Consider the following 18,341-nt stretch of genomic DNA (forward strand, 5'->3'; position numbering starts at 1 on the left):
CAGGCCGTACCGACGCAGGGGTGGCCCGCGAACGGCAGGCGCAGCGTGGGGGTGTAGATGTCGATGACACCGCGCTCGGGGTCGTCCACGAACACGGTCTCGCTGAAGCCGAGTTTGGCGGCGAACGCCTGGCGGTCGACGCGGTCGGGCATCACGGAGCCCTCGCGTACGACGCCCAGTTCGTTGCCGTATCCACCGCCGGGGCCGCAGAACACCCGCAGCACGTCGAAGTCAGTCACGCCCGCATTGAAGCACCCCTCGACGACACCCCGAGAACTGAAGCGAGCGTTGAAGCCTGCGACAAAAGCAGGTAAGGCTAGCCTAAGTTGCCCCGACCACAAGCCCGGAGAGGTGACTCGACGTGACCGTACTGGACAAGCGGCTCGAACCAACCGAGCCGGATCGGCCGGACGAGCCGACGGAACCGGACGAGTCAGGGCAATCGGGCGGGCCGGGGGCATCGGACGGGCCCGAGAGCGCCGCCGACGGGGCCGCCCCCCCCCCCCCCCCCGAACCCGGCGCGAGAGCCGAGGCCGGCGCCTCCCAGCACCACTCCGGGCCCCGGTCGCACCACCCCGCCCCTCAGCCGCACCAGCCCGCCCCCCAGCCGCGCCGCCGCACCCCCCTCCTCCTCACCCTCGGCCTCGTCGCCGCCCTTCTCCTCCTCGTACCCGTCGCCGGGGGCCTCGGCGCCTACCCCATCCCCACCGGTGACGTCATCTCCTCCGTCGCTCATCGGCTGGGGCTCGGCGGGGAGGCGCTGGAGCGGGTGCCGGAGTCGGTGCTCTGGAACGTGCGGTTCCCCCGGATCGTGCTGGCGTCGCTGATCGGGGCGTCGCTCGGGTGCGCGGGGGCGTTGACGCAGGGGGTCTTCGGGAACCCGCTGGCGGAGCCGAGTGTCATCGGCGTCTCGTTGGGCGCGGCGGTGGGTGCCGTGGCGTCGATCGCGTTCGGGATCACCTTCCTCGGGAACTGGACGGTGTCGGTGTTCGCCTTCGTCACCGGGCTCGTCACCGTCCTCGTCGTGTACGCCATGTCGCGCTCGGGCGGCCGTACCGAAGTCGTCACGCTGATCCTCACCGGTATCGCGGTCAACGCCTTCGCCGGCGCCACGATCGGTCTGTTCATCTTCCTCGCGGAGGACACCGCCGCCGTCAACCAGATCACCTTCTGGCAGCTGGGCTCCCTCGCCCAGTCGACCTGGCCGAAGGTGCTGGCCGTACTGCCGTGCGCGGTGCTCGGGCTGGCGGTGGCCCCCTTCTACGCCCGGAAACTGGACCTCCTCGCGCTGGGCGAGCGTCCGGCGCGGCATCTCGGTGTGGACGTGGAGCGGCTGCGGATCGTGCTGATCCTCGTCGTCGCGCTGCTCACCGCCGCCGCCGTGAGTGTCTCGGGGGTCATCGGGTTCGTCGGGCTCGTCATCCCGCATCTGCTGCGCATGGCGGCCGGGCCGGGGCACCGGTTCCTGATCCCGGGCAGCGCGCTCGGCGGTGCGGTCGTCCTGCTGGCGGCGGACCTCGCGGCCCGGACGATCGTCGCCCCGGCGGAACTCCCGCTCGGCGTCCTCACCGCCCTCATCGGCAGCCCGTTCTTCTTCTGGCTCCTCCGCAGGACCCGCCGCAGGCAAGGGGGTTGGGCATGAAGGCCGTACGAGGGGTGCTCACGGGAAGGCGTTTCGGCGCCGCCGCCCCCGCTCCCCCGGCTCCCGCCGCCCCCGGTGACGTACTCGCCGAAGCCCGGGGGCTACGGGTCCGGCTCGGCGCCCGTGAAGTCCTGCGCGGGGTCGACGTCGTCGCCCGTGCCGGTGAGGTGCTGGCGCTCGTCGGGCCCAACGGGGCGGGCAAGTCGACCCTGTTGGGGGCGCTGGCCGCCGATCTGCCGGCCGACGGCGGTGTCGTACGGGTGCACGGGCGGCCGGTGGGTGAGTGGTCGGCCGCTGAACTCGCCCTGCGGCGCGCGATGTTGCCGCAGTCGGCGGCGCTGTCGTTCCCGTTCACCGTGGCGGAGGTCGTACGGATGGGGCGGGCGCCCTGGGCGCGGCAGCCGGGGGCGTACGAGGAGGACGACACCGCGGTGGCGGAGGCGATGGCGGTCACGGAGGTCACCGGGTTCGCGGCGCGGCCGTTCTCCGCGCTGAGCGGCGGTGAGCGCGCCCGGGTCGCGCTGGCGCGGGTGCTGGCGCAGCGGGCGCCGCTGCTGATGCTCGACGAGCCGACCGCCGCGCTGGACCTGCGGCACCAGGAGCTGGTGCTGCGGGTGTGCCGGGAGCGGGCGCGGGCCGGGGACGCCGTGGTGGTCGTACTCCATGATCTGGGGCTCGCGGCGGCGTACGCGGACCGGGTGGCGATCCTGCGCGACGGGCTGATCGCGGCGGACGGGCCGCCGGCCGATGTCTTCGAGGACGGGTTGCTGTCGGAGGTGTACCGGCAGCCGGTCGAGGTGTTCCCGCATCCCCGGACCGGTGTTGTCCTGATCACACCGAAGCGGGGTGCTTGATCAGAAAAGCTGTCGCTTGTGTTTGAAATCGCGTTCTTGACCGCTTACTGGGGCTCTTGACCCGTACTTGACCGGATCATGAGGGCTGTTTTGAGCCACCGTGATCGGGCCGTGCTCGCCCGGCCGCGGGGAGACCGTTTCACTGGAGACACAGCATTTGGTGAGGTTAGCCTCAGATAACTTAGGGCGGCCTCACCTTATCTGTGTGCCCCCTGTGTACTCCCTTGGAGCCGAAATGCGTCCCCTCAGATTGTCCGTCGTCACCGCCGCGACCACCGTGGCGGCCCTGACCGCCGTCACGGGCTGCACCGAGAAGAGCAGCGCGGGCGAGGACGGGGTGATCGCGGTGACCGCCACCGACACCAAGTGCGAGGTGTCGAAGAAGGAGTTCCCGGCCGGACACGTCGAGCTGGCCATCGAGAACAAGGGCTCCAAGGTCACCGAGGTCTACATCCTGTTCCCGGACGACCGGGTCGTCACCGAGCGGGAGAACATCGGGCCGGGTACGAAGCAGAAGGTCACCGCCGAGGTCAAGGCGGGCGACTACCGGATCGCCTGCAAGCCCGGCATGAAGGGCGACGGCATACGGCAGGACGTCACCGCCACCGGCACGGGCAAGGTCGCCGAGCGCGATCCCCGGCTCGACAAGGCCGTCGCCGCCTACCGCAAGTACGCGCAGGAGCAGGCCGACCAGACCATTCCGCTGGTGAAGGTGTTCGCCGAGGCGGTCAAGGACGGTGACATCAAGGCCGCGAAGAAGGCGTACGCGTCCTCCCGTATCGGCTGGGAGCGCACCGAGCCGGTCGCCGAGTCGTTCGGTGACATCGACCCGAAGGTCGACGTCCGCGAGGACGGTCTCGAGGCGGGCCAGGACCCGGAGAAGGACTGGACCGGCTGGCACCGTCTGGAGCGCTCGCTGTGGCAGGACGGCAAGCTCACCGACCGCGACTCCGAGCTCGCCGACCAGCTGGTGAAGGACCTGGAGGACTGGCAGAGCCGGATCGGCAAGGCCGAGATCACCCCGACCTCCATGGCCAACGGCGCCAAGGAACTCCTCGACGAGGTCGCCACCGGCAAGGTCACCGGCGAGGAGGAGCGCTACTCGCACACCGACCTCGTCGACTTCAAGGCCAACGTCGAGGGCGCCGAGAAGTCGTACGAGCTGCTGAAGGCCGTCGCCGCCGAGAACGACCCGGAGCTGGCCAAGGAGCTCGACAAGCAGTTCGCGGCGCTCAACACCCTGCTCGACAAGTACCGCGAGGACAAGACGGGGTACGACTTCGTCTCCTACGACAAGGTCGGCAAGGCCGAGCGCAAGGAGCTTTCGGACGCGGTGAACGCGCTCGCCGAGCCCCTCTCCCAGCTCGCCGCCGCAGTGGTGAAGTGACGATGACCACCGGGGAATCCGCCACCTCCCGTACCCCGTCGCGGCGTGCGCTGATCGGCTGGGGCGGTGCCGGGCTCGCGCTCGGTGCCGCCGCGGCCGGGGGCGCCGTCGCCGCGGCACGCGGCGGCGACGACACCGACCCCGCCGCGAGCGGGGGCCCGGTCGCCTTCCACGGCGCCCATCAGGCCGGTATCGCCACCCCCGTCCAGGACCGGCTGCACTTCGCCGCGTTCGACGTGGAGACCGAGGACCGCGCCGAGTTCGTGACGATGCTGAAGGACTGGACGGCGGCGGCGCGCCGGATGACGGCCGGGAAGACGGTCGGCGAGGGCGCGTACGGCGGGCTGGCGGAGGCTCCGCCGGACGACACCGGCGAGGCGCTGGGTCTGAAGCCGTCCCGGCTGACGCTGACCATCGGCTTCGGGCCGTCGCTGTTCGAGCGGTTCGGGCTGGCCGAGCAGCGGCCCGAGGCGCTGGTGGACCTCCCGCAGTTCGCCGGTGACAACCTCGACAAGGCCCGCAGCGGCGGCGATCTGTGCGTACAGGCCTGCGCGGACGATCCCCAGGTCGCGGTGCACGCCATCCGCAACCTCGCCCGCATCGGCTTCGGCAAGGTCTCGGTCCGCTGGTCCCAACTCGGCTTCGGCAAGACCTCGTCGACGACTCCGGAGGCCCAGACCCCGCGCAACCTCATGGGGTTCAAGGACGGCACCCGCAACATCGCGGGCACGGAGACGGACCGGCTGAAGAAGTTCGTGTGGGTGGGCGAGAAGGACGGGCCCGCCTGGATGGTGGGCGGCTCGTATCTCGTCGCCCGGCGCATCCGGATGCACATCGAGCCCTGGGACCGCACCTCGCTGCAGGAGCAGGAGGACATCTTCGGCCGCGACAAGGGCGAGGGCGCGCCGGTGGGCAAGGCCAAGGAGCGCGACGAACCGTTCCTGAAGGCGATGAAGCCGGACGCGCACGTACGGCTCGCGCACCCCGACTCCAACCACGGGGCGACCATCCTGCGCCGCGGCTACTCCTTCACCGACGGCACGGACGGCCTCGGCCGGCTGGACGCGGGCCTGTTCTTCCTCGCGTACCAGCGTGATGTCCGCAAGGGGTTCATCCCCATCCAGCGCAATCTGGCCACGGACGCGCTCAACGAGTACATCCAGCACGTGGGTTCGGCGGTCTTCGCGATCCCGCCGGGCGTCCGGGACGCGAACGACTGGTGGGGCCGGGCGCTGTTCGAGACGCCTTCGAAGGGGGCCTAGGGCCGTGTTCGCGAACTATCTGATCGGTCTGCGCGAAGGCCTTGAGGCGAGCCTCGTCGTCTGCATCCTCATCGCGTATCTGGTGAAGACGGACCACCGGCAGGCCCTGAAGCCCATCTGGATCGGCATCGGTGTCGCCGTCGGGCTCGCCCTCGGCTTCGGCTGCGTGCTCGAATTCGGTTCCCAGGAGCTGACGTTCCAGGCACAGGAGGCGCTCGGCGGCTCGCTGTCGATCATCGCGGTGGGCCTGGTGACCTGGATGGTCTTCTGGATGCGGCGCGCCGCCCGGCATCTGAAGGCCGAGCTGCACGGCAAGCTGGACACCGCCCTGCGGATGGGCACGGGCGCCCTGGTGGCGACGGCGTTCCTCGCGGTGGGCCGGGAGGGCCTGGAGACCTCGCTGTTCGTGTGGACGTCGGTGCACGCGTCGAGCGACGGCACCGAGGCCCCGCTGATCGGCGCCCTGCTGGGCCTGGCGACGGCGGTCGTGCTGGGCTGGCTGTTCTACCGGGGTGCCCTGCGCATCAACCTCGCCAAGTTCTTCACCTGGACCGGCGGCATGCTCGTCGTGGTGGCGGCGGGCGTCCTCGCGTACGGATTCCACGACCTCCAGGAGGCCGACTTCCTGCCCGGTCTGAAGGACAAGGCCTTCGACATCACGGACACGATCCCGCCGGACAGCTGGTACGGCACCCTGCTGAAGGGCGTCTTCAACTTCCAGCCCGACCCGACCGTCCTCCAAGTCACGGTCTGGCTCCTGTATCTGATCCCGACGCTCGCGCTGTTCCTCGCCCCGGTAGGGTTCGCCTCCGGGAAGGGGAAGGTGAAGTTTCCTGATGAGCAGGGTTCTCGGGGTTCGGAGCCTACTAAGGCTTCGTGAGGTTCGTCCGGTTCGTACGCGTAGTGGGCTGCTTGGTCTGGCCACGGCGGTGACCGCGCTGGCGTTGACGGCGAGTGGATGCGTGGTGGTCCGCGGCGACTTGGAGATCGTCCCTACGGCGACGCGGGCGGAGGCGACCCGTGCGCTGGAGGAGTTCACGACCGCGTACAACGCGGCGGACAAGGCGAACGACCAGTCCCTGGACGCCAACCGGGTCACCGGCGCGCTCGCCGACATCGACGGCGGCAAGCTCCGCTCGGGCGCCAGGATCAACCCGACCGGCAACCCCGACCATGTGCCGCTGAAGCTGACCGACGTCCGGTACACGATCCCGGAGAAGGCGGCCTGGCCGCGCTGGTTCATGGCCGACGCCACCGCCAACAAGGGCCGCTCCACGGATCGTTGGCTGTTCGTCTTCACCCGGGACGGTCTGGACGACCTGTGGGAGGTGTCGTTCCTGACCATCGTCGCCGCCGACGAGATGCCCGAGTTCCAGAAGGACGCCGACGGCTACGCCCAGGTGGTCGCGCCCGACGACACCGCGCTGTCCATAGCGCCCGAGGAGTTGCCCGAGAAGTACGGGACGTATCTGGCGCAGGACAGCGCCGTCTTCGCGGACGGGCCGTACACCTCGCAGGAGCGCACGCAGCGGCAGCAGAACGCGAAGCGACCGGGCATCGTCCGGCAGTACATCGACGAGGGCCTGACCAACGGCGACTACGCGCCGGTCGGACTGCGCACCGAGGACGGCGGCGCGCTGGTCTTCTTCACCATGCGGCACTACGAGAAGCAGACGGCCGCGCAGGGCGTGGACATCCCGGTCAATGACGAGGCCGTCAAGGCGCTGATGACGGGTGAGCCGAAGGAGTCGCTGACCCTGGAGTTCGTGTCCAACCAGGCGGTGCTGGATCCGGCGAAGACGGCGTCGGACCAGCAGGTGAAGTTCCTCAGCCAGGTGGGCGGGTTGACGGGGGCGAGGGGAGAGTAGGCGCTGCGGGGGCGGGCCTGGTGGCTACTGAAGCGGGCCGGGACCGGAGTGGGGCTCAGCCCCGCAGGGGCCAGGCCGCGTTCGTGTGGTCCGGCTCCTCGTTCGCGTGGCGGGCGCAGGCGTCGGTGAGGATCTCCAGGAGGCTCAGCGGGTCCGGCAGCGGGTGCTCGGGGCCGCGTACCCAGTGGACGGCGAGGTCACCGGGGAGTTGGGCCGGCGGTACGAGGACGTACGACCCCCGGCAGTGCCAACGCAGGCCCGGATGCTCGTCCATGGTCTCCGGATGGCAGTCCAGCTCGCAGGGCCACCACTCGTCCTCGTCCTCGGGCGTACCGCGGGTGAGGGTGAAGAAGAGGAGCCGTCCCTCGCCGGACTCGGACTCCTCCTCCGCGACGGGGCCCACCTCGATCCCGGAGGCGAGCAGCCGCTCAAGTGCCTCCCGCCCCGCGGCGAGCGGTACGTCGAGCACGTCGTGGACCATGCCGGTCGCGGTGATGAAGTTGGCCTGCGGCTGGTGGCGGGCCCAGCCCTCGATCTGGGCGCGGTCGGTGGTGGACTGGGTCTGCCACGCGAAGGACACCGGGTGCCGGGCGGGGGTCGGACAGCCGACGCGGTCACAGGAACACCGGTAGCCCGAGGGGTACGCGGCGGGCGCGAGCGGGAGTCCGGCAGCGGCGGAGGCGAGCAACAGCGCCTCGCGGTCGGCGACGTCGGCGGTCTCCTGGAGTGGACGGCCTGGGCGACGGGCGCGCAGCCACTCGGAGATCCTGCCCTGCCGGCCGGTCCGGCCGCCGAACGTCGCGCTCATCTATCCCCTCGCCTCGCTGTTGTGCGGACAGCATGCCCCATGGTCCCACCATCCTGCGCTCCGGGTGGCCAGAGCCCACATCCGGGGTAGGTGCGGCCAAGCCGGAGCGCGGACAGGGATGGTGGGCTATTACACGCTTTGACGGTATTTGGAGTCCGGCTGGAGCCCACCGCCGAGCCCCACTTGGTCGGATTGGTCACACCTGGCGTGGCGCCGGCGGCGCGGAACCGGTCGCGCTCAGGGAGTCACCGGCGGCGAGGGACCGGTCGTGTCCGGGGAGTCACCGGCGGCGCGGAACCGGTCGCGCTCAGGGAGTCACCGGCGGCGAGGGACCGGTCGCGCTCAGCAAGCTTCCGGCCGCGTGGGACCCCATCGGGTCAGCGGGGTGCGAGGCCGTGGAGGGCGTAGTCGACGAGGGTGTCCGTGTACTCGTATGTGATGGGTCCGCTGCGCTGAAGCCAGCGCTGGGCCAGCGGTGCGACGAAGAGTTCGAGGGCGATGCGCGGATCGAGGTCCGGGCGCATCTGCCCCGAGTCCTGCGCGGACCGCAACCGGCGGACGTAGAACTGGAGTTGGGGTTCGAGGAGCCTTTCGACGAACTCCCCACTGAGCTTCTCGTCGACGAGGCCCGCGGCGGCGAGGGCACGGAAGGGGGCCTCGAACTTCGGATCGAGGAGTTCGTCGACGGTGGCCCGCAGGACGTACTTCAGGTCGGCCGCGAGGTCGCCGGTGTCCGGGATCGCGTACTCCTCGGGCTCCAGCCCCGGCCCGGCCGCCGCCTCCGCCGCCTGGTCCTGCAGATCGAGGAACGCCTCCAGCAGGACCTCCGCCTTCGAGGACCACCACCGGTAGATCGTCTGCTTGCCGACGCCGGCCCGCGCCGCGATGCCCTCGATGGTCGTCTTCTGATACCCGACCTCACCGATGAGCGCGAGGGCGGCGTCGTAGATGGCACGGCGGGACTTCTCGCTGCGCCGGGCGGAGTCGGGGGCGGTTTTCTTGGCCATGCGTCGAATTTATCAGGTTGACAAGACGCTGCGTCTCGCCAGACAGTGGTTCGCGGGCCCTCGGCGAGACGAGCCGTATCGTCACCACGTCCAGGGCCCCGCGATCAGGACCCCTATCCCGAGAGGAGACCTCCAGTGCGACACGAAGTCGCTCCACCCAAGTGGATGACTTGCAGGAGGAAAGAAGGTCATGAGCAGGTCATCCCGGACCAGTGTCCAAGGTCCGTTCCCACTTCCGCATGCGTCGCTGGCAACGGCGGGGTGTGAAGCCGGAAGCGTAAGCCCAAGAGCGGCACGGCCATCGGGCCGCAACAGGCGAGGGGAAGACCGGACGGGCTAATGCGAATGAACCCTTGACGAAATCTCGTAACTCCTATGCCGCGTCGATGGTGAGCTGTCGGCGGCAGACAGGCCCTTGCGCGGAAGAGCGCACAACGACCCCGGAGGATTGGCGCCGAAGGGGGAGGACACCGTCGGGCCCGGGATTAAGAGGGAGCCCACCCCGGCCGCATCTTGTGGGAGTGGAACGTGGAAACCCCGTTGGAGTCCGGGAGTTGATCCCGGTAAGCCGGAGGTAACGAAGGACCAAGCCTCCAGCGGGACAGGATGATCCGAGAAGCGAACGCCGACAGGGCGAAAGCCCAGAGGAAAAGGACGCGGAGTCCTCAGCCGCACCCAATAACTCGTCGGATACGAGGCGATGCCCGGCCCGAAAGGGAGCTCACGCGGATCAGGTAGGCCCGTGAAGAAGAACTGCGAAGAACCCCGAACCGAAGGGCAAGTTGGATGCCGAAGGTAGGTGTGGCAGTGGCCGCTACGGTGGCGATGCCTCCCACGACGGCGAACGGACCGGAGGACTACGCCCAGACCTGGCACAGCATCGACTGGGCCAAGGCGGAGGCGTCGGTACGGCGACTGAGGCAGCGCATCTTCACAGCCGCGCAGGAAGGGGACCTGAAGAAGGTCCGGAACTTGCAGAAGCTCATGCTGCGGTCCCACTCGAACACGCTCGTGAGCGTGAAACGGGTGACGCAGCAGAGCACAGGCCGTCGGACGGCCGGGATCGACCAGGAACGCGCGCTCACTCCGAGCGCGCGAGGGCGGCTGGCCGCTGAGATCACAGCGGAACGCTCGCCTGGAAAGCCCCTGCCCGTCCAGCGCGTGTACATTCCCAAAGCCAACGGAAAGCAGCGCCCCTTGGGTATTCCAGTTATCCGTGACCGAGTCCGCCAGGCCCGCGTCAAGAATGCACTGGAACCCGAGTGGGAAGCCCGGTTCGAGCAACGAAGCTACGGTTTCCGCCCCGGCCGGGGCTGTCATGACGCGATCGGCGCCATCTTCAATATCGCGGGCCAGAAACGGGCCAAGCGGTTATGGGTGCTCGATGCTGATCTGACAGCGGCGTTCGACCGTATTTCGCACGACCACCTGATGAGCCTCATCGGTACTTTCCCGGCGCGGGAAGCGATCCGCGGATGGCTCAAGGCGGGAGTGATGGACTGCGGACGATTCTCGCCCACCGATGAGGGGACCCCTCAGGGTGGTGTGATCAGTCCGCTGCTGCTCAACGTGGCCTTGCACGGCATGGAGACGGCGGCCGGGCATCTCACAGAAGGACGTTCCCACAAGTCCCGACGAGATGCTCCGGTCCTGGTCCGGTACGCGGATGACTTTGCGGTGTTCTGCCACAGCGAAGACGAAGCGCACCAGGTCAAGGAGCAACTGGCTGTCTGGATGGCCCCGTGCGGGGTCGCCTTCAACGAGGAGAAGACATCCGTCCTCCACCTTGAAGAAGGATTCGACTTCCTCGGGTTCAACATCCGCAGGTACAGCGGAACTCTGCTGATCAAGCCGAGCAAGGCGGCTGTGAAAAGGGTCCGGGAACGACTCCGCAGTGAGGTGATCGGCCTGCGAGGGGCGAACGCCGGAGCTGTGGTGAGGAGGCTCAACCCGATCATCAAGGGGTGGGCCACCTACTACCGGACGGTGGTGTCCAAGGAGACCTTCAAGTCCCTGGACTTCTACGTGTGGACGCTCACACAGAAGTGGGTCAAGCACTCCCACCCGAACAAGCCGAAGAGCTGGCGACTGGCCAAGCACTACGGCGTCTTCAACTCGACCCGGAAGGACCAGTGGGTATTCGGTGACCGGGACACCGGCACCTACCTCTACAAGTTCAACTGGACCAGAATCGTCCGGCACGTGATCGTCAAGGAGGGCAACTCCCCCGACGATCCCTCGCTGGCCGAATACTGGGCGAGCCGCCGACGCAAAAGGGTGCCCGGGACCGCCGACAGGTGGACCATCACCCTCGCATCCCGCCAGAAGGGGATCTGTCCGCTGTGCAAACAGCCGTTGATCCCCGACGCCGAGTACACACCGGACAACCCTCGCGAGTGGGCCGCGTGGTTCTCGGCATCGATGAAGCCGCTGCACAAGCACCACTTCATCTATCGGCGCGACGGCGGCACGGACGAGCGGACGAACCTTCGCCTCGTACACGCTGACTGCCATCGCCAGCACCACGCCGGCGATCACAGAAGGGCCAAGCAAGATGACCGACCCGCGTGACTCCAGGGGCCCGCTTGAGCCGGATGCGGTGAACAGCCGCACGTCCGGTTCTGAGGGGGCCGGGGGGCGGCAACGCCCTCCGGCTACCCGACTGAGCCGAGGCGGAGCCGGAAACATGCTGGGAGTCGGCGGCACCCGCAGCAACCTGAGCCGCAAGGCCCTGCGCGGCGGCAAGGGCAAGGGCCGCATCGGCGGCGAGCTCGACCCGCAGGCCCAGAAGCGGGAACTGCTGCGGAAGCTTCAGGAGAAACGGCAGCAGGAGGCGCCCCCGCAGGAACGGCAGCAAGGACGTTCGAGCGCGGGAGGCACTGCCGGCGAGACGTCGTGAACCGGAGTGGGGCTGCCCCGCCCGAGGCCATCGCAGGCTTCGGGCGGGACAGCCCCGCTGATTCAGTGGGTGGCTCGATGTTCGAGTGTCCGCCGGCGCCGGCCGGGTGACACGGCTGCGCCGTCACCGGGTACTGCCGCCGGGAGTCCCGATCGGGCCCGGTCCGAGGCGGACGGCCGGGCTGTGGCCGGACGGTCATGCCAAGACGGCGTGAAGATCGCCGGTGGCGGCGTCAAGGACGCGCCAAGATTCGGGCACCGCTTCGATCGGCGCGTTGGCTGCCGGATGTGTCGATATCGCTCAAGCGGCTGATCGTGGGCCGGCCGCTCAGCAGTGACCGTCTGGGTGAGCAGAGGCTGCCCAAGCGGATCGCCCTGCCGGTCTTCGCCAGTGACCCCTTGTCGTCGGTGGCGTACGCGACGCAGGAGATCCTGCTCGTGCTGACCCTGGGCGGGCTGGCCTATCTGCATCTGGCGCCGTGGGTGGCGGCAGCGGTGGTGGTGCTGCTGGCGGTGGTGGTGCTGTCCTACCGGCAGGTGGTGCAGGCCTACCCCTCCGGCGGAGGGTCCTACGAGGTGGCCTCCCGCAACCTGGGCCCCTCGGCGGGGCTGGTGGTGGCCTCGGCGCTGATGGTGGACTACGTGATGACGGTGGCCGTGTCGGTGGCGGCCGGCGTGGACAACATCATCTCCGCGGTGCCGGCCCTGGGCCCGTACCGGGTGGCGGTGAACCTCGGCTTCGTGGTGCTGCTGACCGCGATGAATCTGCGCGGGGTCCGCGAGTCGGGGCGGCTGTTCGCGGTGCCGACCTATCTGTTCATCGCCGGCGTGCTGGCCATGGTCGCCATCGGGCTGCTGCAGACCGCCTTCGGGCACGCGCCGGTGGCCGAGAGCGCCGAGTGGCAGGTGCACGCCGAGCCGGGCGGGACGGGGCTGACCGGGATGGCGTTGGTGCTGCTGGCGCTGCGGGCGTTCTCCTCCGGCTGTACGGCGCTGACCGGTGCGGAGGCGATCTCCAACGGGGTGCCGGCGTTCAGGCCGCCCAAGGCGCGGAACGCGGCGACCACGATGGCGGTGATGGGCGGGCTGTCGATCAGTATGTTCGCCGGAATCACGGCACTGGCCCTGATCGCGGATGTGCGGTACGTCGAGGACGCCTGCCAGCTGGTCGGTTTCCCCGGGGACTGTGCGACCGGCTCGCAGCGTACGGTGATCGCGCAGATCGCGGCGGCGGTGTTCGGCGGCACGGACACGGTGATGTTCTTCTACATCCAGGCCGCGACCGCGTTGATCCTCATCCTGGCGGCCAACACCGCCTTCAACGGCTTCCCGCTGCTGGCGGCGATCCTGGCCGAGCACCGCTATCTGCCCCGGCAGCTGCACACCCGCGGGGACCGGCTGGCGTTCTCCAACGGCATCGTCATCCTGGCCGTGGTCGCCGGAATCCTGATCCATGCCTTCGAAGGATCGGTGACCCGTCTGATCCAGCTCTACATCCTGGGCGTGTTCACCTCCTTCACCCTCTCCCAGGCCGGCATGGTCCGGCACTGGAACCGTGAACTGGCCGGCCGGACCGACCCCGCACAGCGTCGGCGCGTCCACCGCTCCCGCGTGATCAACGCGATGGGCGCCTGCCTGACCGCGCTGGTGCTGGTCGTGGTCCTGGTCACCAAGTTCAGCCACGGCGCCTACCTGGTGGTGATCGCCATGCCGGTGCTGTACGCGATGATGCGCGGCATTCGCCGTCACTACGACCGGGTGGCCCGCGAGCTGCGCCCGAAGCCGGGCGGCATCGTGCTGCCCAGCCGTATCCACGCGGTGGTGCTGGTCTCGCAGCTGCACCAGCCCACCCTGCGCGCGCTGGGCTACGCCAAGGCCACCCGCCCGGACACCCTCACCGCGCTCACCGCCAAGATCAGCGACGAAGAGGTGAGTGCGCTGCGCGCCGAGTGGGAGGAGCGCCGGATCCCGGTGCCGCTGACGGTGATGGCCTCCCCGTACCGCGACATCACCGGCTCGGTGCTGGAATACATCGCCGGCCTGCACCACGAGCACCCCCAGGACCTGATCGCCGTCTACATCCCCGAATATGTGGTCGGCCACTGGTGGGAGCAGCTGCTGCACAACCAGTCCGCGCTGCGGCTGAAGGCACGGCTGCTGTTCCAGCGCGGGGTGATGGTGACCAGCGTGCCGTGGCAGCTGGACTCCAGCGACCGTATGCAGCCGCACGAAGACCCGCGTGGCGCCGAGTCGACCGTCGGTTAGCGTTTCGCATCATGAAGGGCTTGGATCTGCAGCACCCCGGTGGCCGGCGACGCAGAAGCACGGGCCGTCGGCTGGCCGCGGCCGGCGCCGCCGCGGCGGGCCTGGCCGTCCTCACCGCGGCCCTCGTACCCCTGCGGGACTCGCTGTCGCTGGCCAGTGTCGTGCTCATCTACCTCACCGCGGTGGTCATCGTGGCCGCCACCGGCGGCCTGCCCATGGCGCTGGCGGCGGCGGTGGCCTCCGATGTGCTGGTCAACTTCTTCTTCGTCCCGCCCTTCCACACCCTGACCGTCGAGGACCGGGACCTGTTCATCACCCTGGCCGTCTACGTGGCGGTCGCCACCACCGTCAGCGTCGCGGTCGACCTGGCCGCCCGGCAGCGCGCCGCCGCCGCCCGCAGCGGAGTCGAGGCCGCCCTGCTGGCCCGCATCACCCAGGCGCCGCTGGAGGAACGGCCGCTGAGCGCGGTGCTGGAGCACGTCCGGGACACGTTCGGCATGACCGGCGCCGCGCTGCTGGAACGCGACGCCGACGGCGAACGCCCGGTCGCCGTCGTCGGTGAGCCGCCGTCGGCCGATCCGACGCTGTCCGCGCCGGCCGGGGAAGACCTGCGCCTGGTGGCGGACGGCCCGGCCGTCTTCGCCGCCGACGAACGCTTTCTCACCCTGCTGGCCACGGCCGCCGCCCGCGCACTGCAGGCCGAGCGCCTGGCTGCCCAGGCCGCCCGAGCGCGGGAACTGACCGAGATCGACAAACTGCGCGCCGCCCTGCTGGCCGCCGTCGGCCACGACCTGCGCACCCCGCTCGCCGGCATCAAGGCGTGCGTGTCCAGCCTGCGCGAGCCCGACCTGGAACTCACCGACGCCCAGCAGGCCGAACTCCTGGCCACCGTGGACGCCTCCGCCGACAAGATGAGCGACCTGGTCGAAAACCTCCTCGCGCTCAGCCGCCTGCAAGCCGGCGCCCTCAGCGTCCACCCACGGCCCACCGCGCTGGACGAGATCACCGCAGCCGCCCTCCTGCACACCCCGCCGGCCCCCGGCCGCGCCGTCGACGTCGACGTCCCGGACGACCTGCCGCCCGCCTGGGCCGATCCCGGCCTGCTGGAACGGGTCATCGCCAACCTGGTCGCCAACGCGCTCGACGCCGGGCCACCGGACCAGCCCGTCCATGTGCACGCCCGTCAGGAAGGAAACATGATCCGCTTGCGGATAACCGACCACGGCCCCGGCGTCCCCGCCGACCAGCGGGAACGTATCTTCGCCCCGTTCCAGCGCCTGGACGACCACACCACCCGTCACGGCCTCGGCCTGGGCCTGGCCATCGCCCGCGGCTTCACCGAAGCCATGAACGGCACCCTCACCCCCACCGACACCCCCGGCGGCGGCCTGACCATGACCCTCACCTTCCCCACAGCACCATGACCCGCATCCTCGTCGTCGACGACGACCCCCACCTGCTGCGCGCCCTGACCATCGCCCTGACCGCCCGCGGCTACCAGACCAACGCCGTCCCCGACGCCACCACCGCCCTGCAGGCCGCCGCCACCCACGCCCCCGACCTGGCCGTCATCGACCTCGGCCTGCCCGACCTCGACGGCATCAACATCGTCGAAAGCCTCCGCGGCTGGTCCACCGCCCCGATCATCGTCCTGTCCGCCCGTCACGACGAGACCGCCAAGATCAACGCCCTGGACGCCGGCGCCGACGACTACGTCACCAAACCCTTCGGCATGGGCGAACTCCTCGCCCGCATCCGCGCCGCCCTACGCCGCGCCACCCCCGCCGACGAACAGCCCGTGATCACCACAGCCGCCTTCACCGTCGACCTGGCCGCCAAGCGCGTCACCACCGCGGTCGGCGAGGTCCGCCTCACCCCCACCGAATGGCACCTGCTGGAGATCCTCGTCCGCCAGCCCGGACGCCTGGTCACCCAACGCCAACTCCTCCAGGAGGTCTGGGGACCGCGCTACGAGAAGGAGACCAACTACCTGCGCGTCCACCTCGCCAACCTCCGCCGCAAACTCGAACCCGAGCCCTCCCAACCCCGCTACCTCATCACCGAACCCGGCATCGGCTACCGCTTCACCCCCGACACCCCCGCCTGACCGCGTGGATGACCGGCGGTTGAACGCCGCCCTCTAGCCCTGGTCGTCGTCCGCGGTCGGTGGCGGCCAGGCGTCGCCCCATTCCGCGTCGCGTGCCGCCTTGTAGAGGAGGCCGTGGCGCTTGGTCACCGTGGTCCGGGCGAGGGCGGGCCGGGCGTCGGACTCGGGCCGGGGCTCGGGCTGGGAGTGGCCTTGGCAGAGGTCCAGGAGGACCTGGCCCTTGCGGATCTGCGGCTTGCGTACGACGCGGGAGGGGGCCGGGGTCGGCGGGAAGCGGGTGGCGGCGACGTAGCTGAACTTCTCGTCCTCGTACGCCAGGGAGCCGCCCTTGACCTGCCGGTGCAGGGAGGAACGGCTGACCCGGGCGGAGAAGTGGCACCAGTCCTCGCCGGGGACGATCGGGCAGGCGGCGCTGTGCGGGCAGGGGGCGGCGATGTGGAAGCCGGCATCGATGAGGCGGTCGCGGGCCTCGATGACGCGGGCGTAGCCGTCGGGGGTGCCGGGCTCGATGATCACGACGGCCTGGGCGGCGGTCGCGGCGGCGTCGACGACGGCGGTGCGGTCGGCGGCGGTCAGCTCGCCGAGGACGTACGAGACGGTGACGAGATCAGTGCTCTCGATTCTGAGCGCCGATCCGATACGAGAGCGCTGCCACTCGGCGGCCTTCAGCTCCGGGTTCGCGGCGGCGATCTCCCGCCCCAGCGCCAACGCCGGCTCCGCCCAGTCCAGCACCGTCACCGGCCGCCCGCCCGCCCAGGTCGCGTTCACGGCCCAGGTCGCGGCGCCCGTACCCCCGCCGACGTCCACATGGCTGCCGGGCACCCACCCCGGCACGGCCACCGCGAACGCCTCCAGCGCCGAGCACACCGCCTCGAACGTCGCCGGCATCCGATACGCCGCGTACGCCACCACGTCCGCCCTGTCCCGCAACACCGGAGCATCCGTCGGCGTCCGCCCCCGATACTTCGCGATCAGCCGCTCCACCGCCTGCGTGGCCGCCTTCGGCGGCAGCCCGTCGAGGAGGGCGGCGAGGGCTGCGCGGAGGGTGTCGGCGGGGGATGCGGAGGAAGGGGAAAGGGGGGCGTTCACGTGGTGATTCTAGGGCGACCCGCGATGCCGGACTCAGACCTTCTCCACCACCACGCGCGGATGGCCGGCGAGGAGCATGCCGATGTCCTCCGCGTCGGAGGTCAAGACGGCCACCCGGCCCGATCGCCGCACCACGGTCGCGCACAGCATGGCGTCCTGCCGGGCGCCGGGCACGGCTGCCGCGTACGCCACGAGGGCCGGAGCTGCCGGTTCCCGCGTCGGATCCGAGATCCCGCCCCTGTACGGCCGCCTACGATGTGCCGGCGCTCATCAGTTGTCGTCCTCATCGATGAGGAACCCACGCATCATCGACGGGCTCTTGCCCATCGGCGGCGGCGACGGCGCCTGCGGCCAGACCGGAGCCATCGGCTGGCTCATGGTCGGAGACATTTGCTGCTGGCTTCCATAGGAGGGGGCGCTCCCGCCACCTCCATAGGACGAAGCGCTCGCGCTGCCCGGAATCGAGGTGTTGTTCCCAGCCTGCAGGCCGGCGAGCGATTCCTCAAGCGAACTCATCCGTTTCGCCTGGTCCCGTACCAGGGCCACCAACTCATTGAGGATTTCCGGCATTTCGCGCTCCGGGACGGCAGTCGGCATCTGCTCGGATCTGATCGCGTCGAGCTTCTCTTCGAGATCACCCCAGAATCTCTCGAAGGTCACGGCCAGCCGATCCTGCTCGACTGTCATCTCGCATTTGTCATTGAGGCTCTTGACGAGCGCCCAGACTTCGTCCCGCGAACTCCCCTCCGTGGCCTGGAACTGGGCAATCGGGCCCGAGAGGTCCTTGACCGCCAGATCGACGAGAAAGGGAGCGAGCCTCGTCTCCCCCAGTTCCTTCGAAAGGGCACCCGACTCGAAATTGATCCACGGCGCGTGCTGGTTGTCGCGCGTGACGCACACGATTCCGTACATACAGTCCTGGAGTTTGTTCGCGATCTTGGCCAGTCCCCGTTCGCCTTTGGAGATGTCCTGTGACGAAACGAAGGGTTCGATCGCCGGGTTCATGTACGGGAGCCAGTCCCGCAGCACCTCCGCACAACGCCTCGAAGCATCGCCCGACCAACTGATGAAAATGCGCATGCTGGTTCCCCTTGCCCACATGGCCATCGTCCCGGTGACCAGGATGCCCAAGGGCCGACGCCCGTACCCCGCGA

16 protein-coding genes and 1 pseudogene are annotated in these 18,341 nt (G+C 69.7%); 11 read left to right on the forward strand and 6 right to left on the reverse strand.

Features of this window, described 5'->3' with window-relative positions; all coding sequences use genetic code 11:
* A partial coding sequence (locus STRIP9103_RS28495) for a PhzF family phenazine biosynthesis protein (RefSeq protein WP_048821149.1) occupies positions 1–239 on the reverse strand: 239 nt, incomplete at its 3' end.
* A gap of 122 nt (positions 240–361) precedes the next feature.
* On the opposite strand from STRIP9103_RS28495, the gene STRIP9103_RS28500 reads away from it, so the two are divergent.
* From STRIP9103_RS28500 to STRIP9103_RS28525, 6 genes are all read left to right on the forward strand, one after another.
* Positions 362–1,642 (forward strand): FecCD family ABC transporter permease, encoded by a 1,281-nt coding sequence (locus tag STRIP9103_RS28500; protein WP_009326280.1) that lies wholly within the window; start codon positions 362–364, stop codon positions 1,640–1,642.
* Positions 1,639–2,496 carry a heme ABC transporter ATP-binding protein gene (locus STRIP9103_RS28505; protein ID WP_009326283.1) on the forward strand — a complete coding sequence of 286 codons (858 nt, stop codon included), beginning with the start codon at positions 1,639–1,641 and terminating at the stop codon, positions 2,494–2,496. Before STRIP9103_RS28500 ends, STRIP9103_RS28505 begins: the two co-directional genes overlap by 4 nt.
* 235 nt (positions 2,497–2,731) lie before the next feature.
* A complete protein-coding gene (gene efeO / locus STRIP9103_RS28510) occupies positions 2,732–3,883 on the forward strand; it encodes an iron uptake system protein EfeO (protein ID WP_048821150.1) in 1,152 nt (383 codons plus the stop codon).
* Between the two features lie 2 nt (positions 3,884–3,885).
* A complete protein-coding gene (efeB, locus tag STRIP9103_RS28515; RefSeq protein ID WP_009326292.1) occupies positions 3,886–5,145 on the forward strand; it encodes an iron uptake transporter deferrochelatase/peroxidase subunit in 1,260 nt (419 codons plus the stop codon).
* A gap of 4 nt (positions 5,146–5,149) precedes the next feature.
* Positions 5,150–6,025 carry an iron uptake transporter permease EfeU gene (gene efeU, locus STRIP9103_RS28520; RefSeq protein ID WP_009326294.1) on the forward strand — a complete coding sequence of 292 codons (876 nt, stop codon included), beginning with the start codon at positions 5,150–5,152 and terminating at the stop codon, positions 6,023–6,025.
* Positions 5,982–7,013: a hypothetical protein gene (locus STRIP9103_RS28525; RefSeq protein ID WP_009326293.1), complete on the forward strand. Its 1,032-nt coding sequence runs from the start codon at positions 5,982–5,984 to the stop codon at positions 7,011–7,013. The genes efeU and STRIP9103_RS28525 overlap by 44 nt, the downstream gene beginning before the upstream one ends.
* 55 nt (positions 7,014–7,068) lie before the next feature.
* Here STRIP9103_RS28525 and STRIP9103_RS28530 read toward each other — a convergent pair whose 3' ends face one another.
* Positions 7,069–7,821 carry a bifunctional DNA primase/polymerase gene (locus STRIP9103_RS28530; RefSeq protein ID WP_009326286.1) on the reverse strand — a complete coding sequence of 251 codons (753 nt, stop codon included), beginning with the start codon at positions 7,819–7,821 and terminating at the stop codon, positions 7,069–7,071.
* Between the two features lie 377 nt (positions 7,822–8,198).
* Positions 8,199–8,828 carry a TetR/AcrR family transcriptional regulator gene (locus STRIP9103_RS28535; protein WP_009326290.1) on the reverse strand — a complete coding sequence of 210 codons (630 nt, stop codon included), beginning with the start codon at positions 8,826–8,828 and terminating at the stop codon, positions 8,199–8,201.
* Between the two features lie 825 nt (positions 8,829–9,653).
* On the opposite strand from STRIP9103_RS28535, the gene ltrA reads away from it, so the two are divergent.
* The 5 genes from ltrA to STRIP9103_RS28560 all read left to right on the forward strand — a co-directional run bounded on the left by ltrA (position 9,654) and on the right by STRIP9103_RS28560 (position 16,098).
* Positions 9,654–11,399, forward strand: a complete 1,746-nt coding sequence (ltrA, locus tag STRIP9103_RS28540) for a group II intron reverse transcriptase/maturase (RefSeq protein ID WP_048820140.1) — start codon at positions 9,654–9,656, stop codon at positions 11,397–11,399.
* 115 nt (positions 11,400–11,514) lie between these two features.
* Positions 11,515–11,727 (forward strand): DUF6243 family protein, encoded by a 213-nt coding sequence (locus STRIP9103_RS28545; protein WP_009326272.1) that lies wholly within the window; start codon positions 11,515–11,517, stop codon positions 11,725–11,727.
* Positions 11,728–12,005: 278 nt separating this feature from the next.
* Positions 12,006–13,991: an APC family permease gene (locus tag STRIP9103_RS28550; protein WP_048821152.1), complete on the forward strand. Its 1,986-nt coding sequence runs from the start codon at positions 12,006–12,008 to the stop codon at positions 13,989–13,991.
* Between the two features lie 11 nt (positions 13,992–14,002).
* Positions 14,003–15,415: a sensor histidine kinase gene (locus STRIP9103_RS28555; protein ID WP_100244022.1), complete on the forward strand. Its 1,413-nt coding sequence runs from the start codon at positions 14,003–14,005 to the stop codon at positions 15,413–15,415.
* Positions 15,412–16,098 (forward strand): response regulator, encoded by a 687-nt coding sequence (locus STRIP9103_RS28560; protein WP_009326284.1) that lies wholly within the window; start codon positions 15,412–15,414, stop codon positions 16,096–16,098. The genes STRIP9103_RS28555 and STRIP9103_RS28560 overlap by 4 nt, the downstream gene beginning before the upstream one ends.
* 33 nt (positions 16,099–16,131) lie before the next feature.
* Here the strand turns inward: STRIP9103_RS28560 and STRIP9103_RS28565 are convergent, their stop codons facing one another.
* The 3 genes and pseudogenes from STRIP9103_RS28565 to STRIP9103_RS52015 all read right to left on the reverse strand — a co-directional run.
* On the reverse strand, positions 16,132–17,187 hold the full coding sequence (locus STRIP9103_RS28565) for a small ribosomal subunit Rsm22 family protein (protein WP_009326289.1): 1,056 nt from the start codon (positions 17,185–17,187) through the stop codon (positions 16,132–16,134).
* A 33-nt stretch (positions 17,188–17,220) separates the two neighbouring features.
* On the reverse strand, positions 17,221–17,379 hold the full coding sequence (locus STRIP9103_RS50165) for a hypothetical protein (RefSeq protein WP_009326275.1): 159 nt from the start codon (positions 17,377–17,379) through the stop codon (positions 17,221–17,223).
* A gap of 78 nt (positions 17,380–17,457) precedes the next feature.
* A pseudogene (locus STRIP9103_RS52015) lies at positions 17,458–17,619 on the reverse strand (cell division protein DivIVA); the annotation flags it as partial.
* Positions 17,620–18,341: the final 722 nt, after the last annotated feature.

The sequence above is a fragment of the Streptomyces ipomoeae 91-03 genome, from assembly GCF_000317595.1.
GTDB lineage: Bacteria > Actinomycetota > Actinomycetes > Streptomycetales > Streptomycetaceae > Streptomyces > Streptomyces ipomoeae.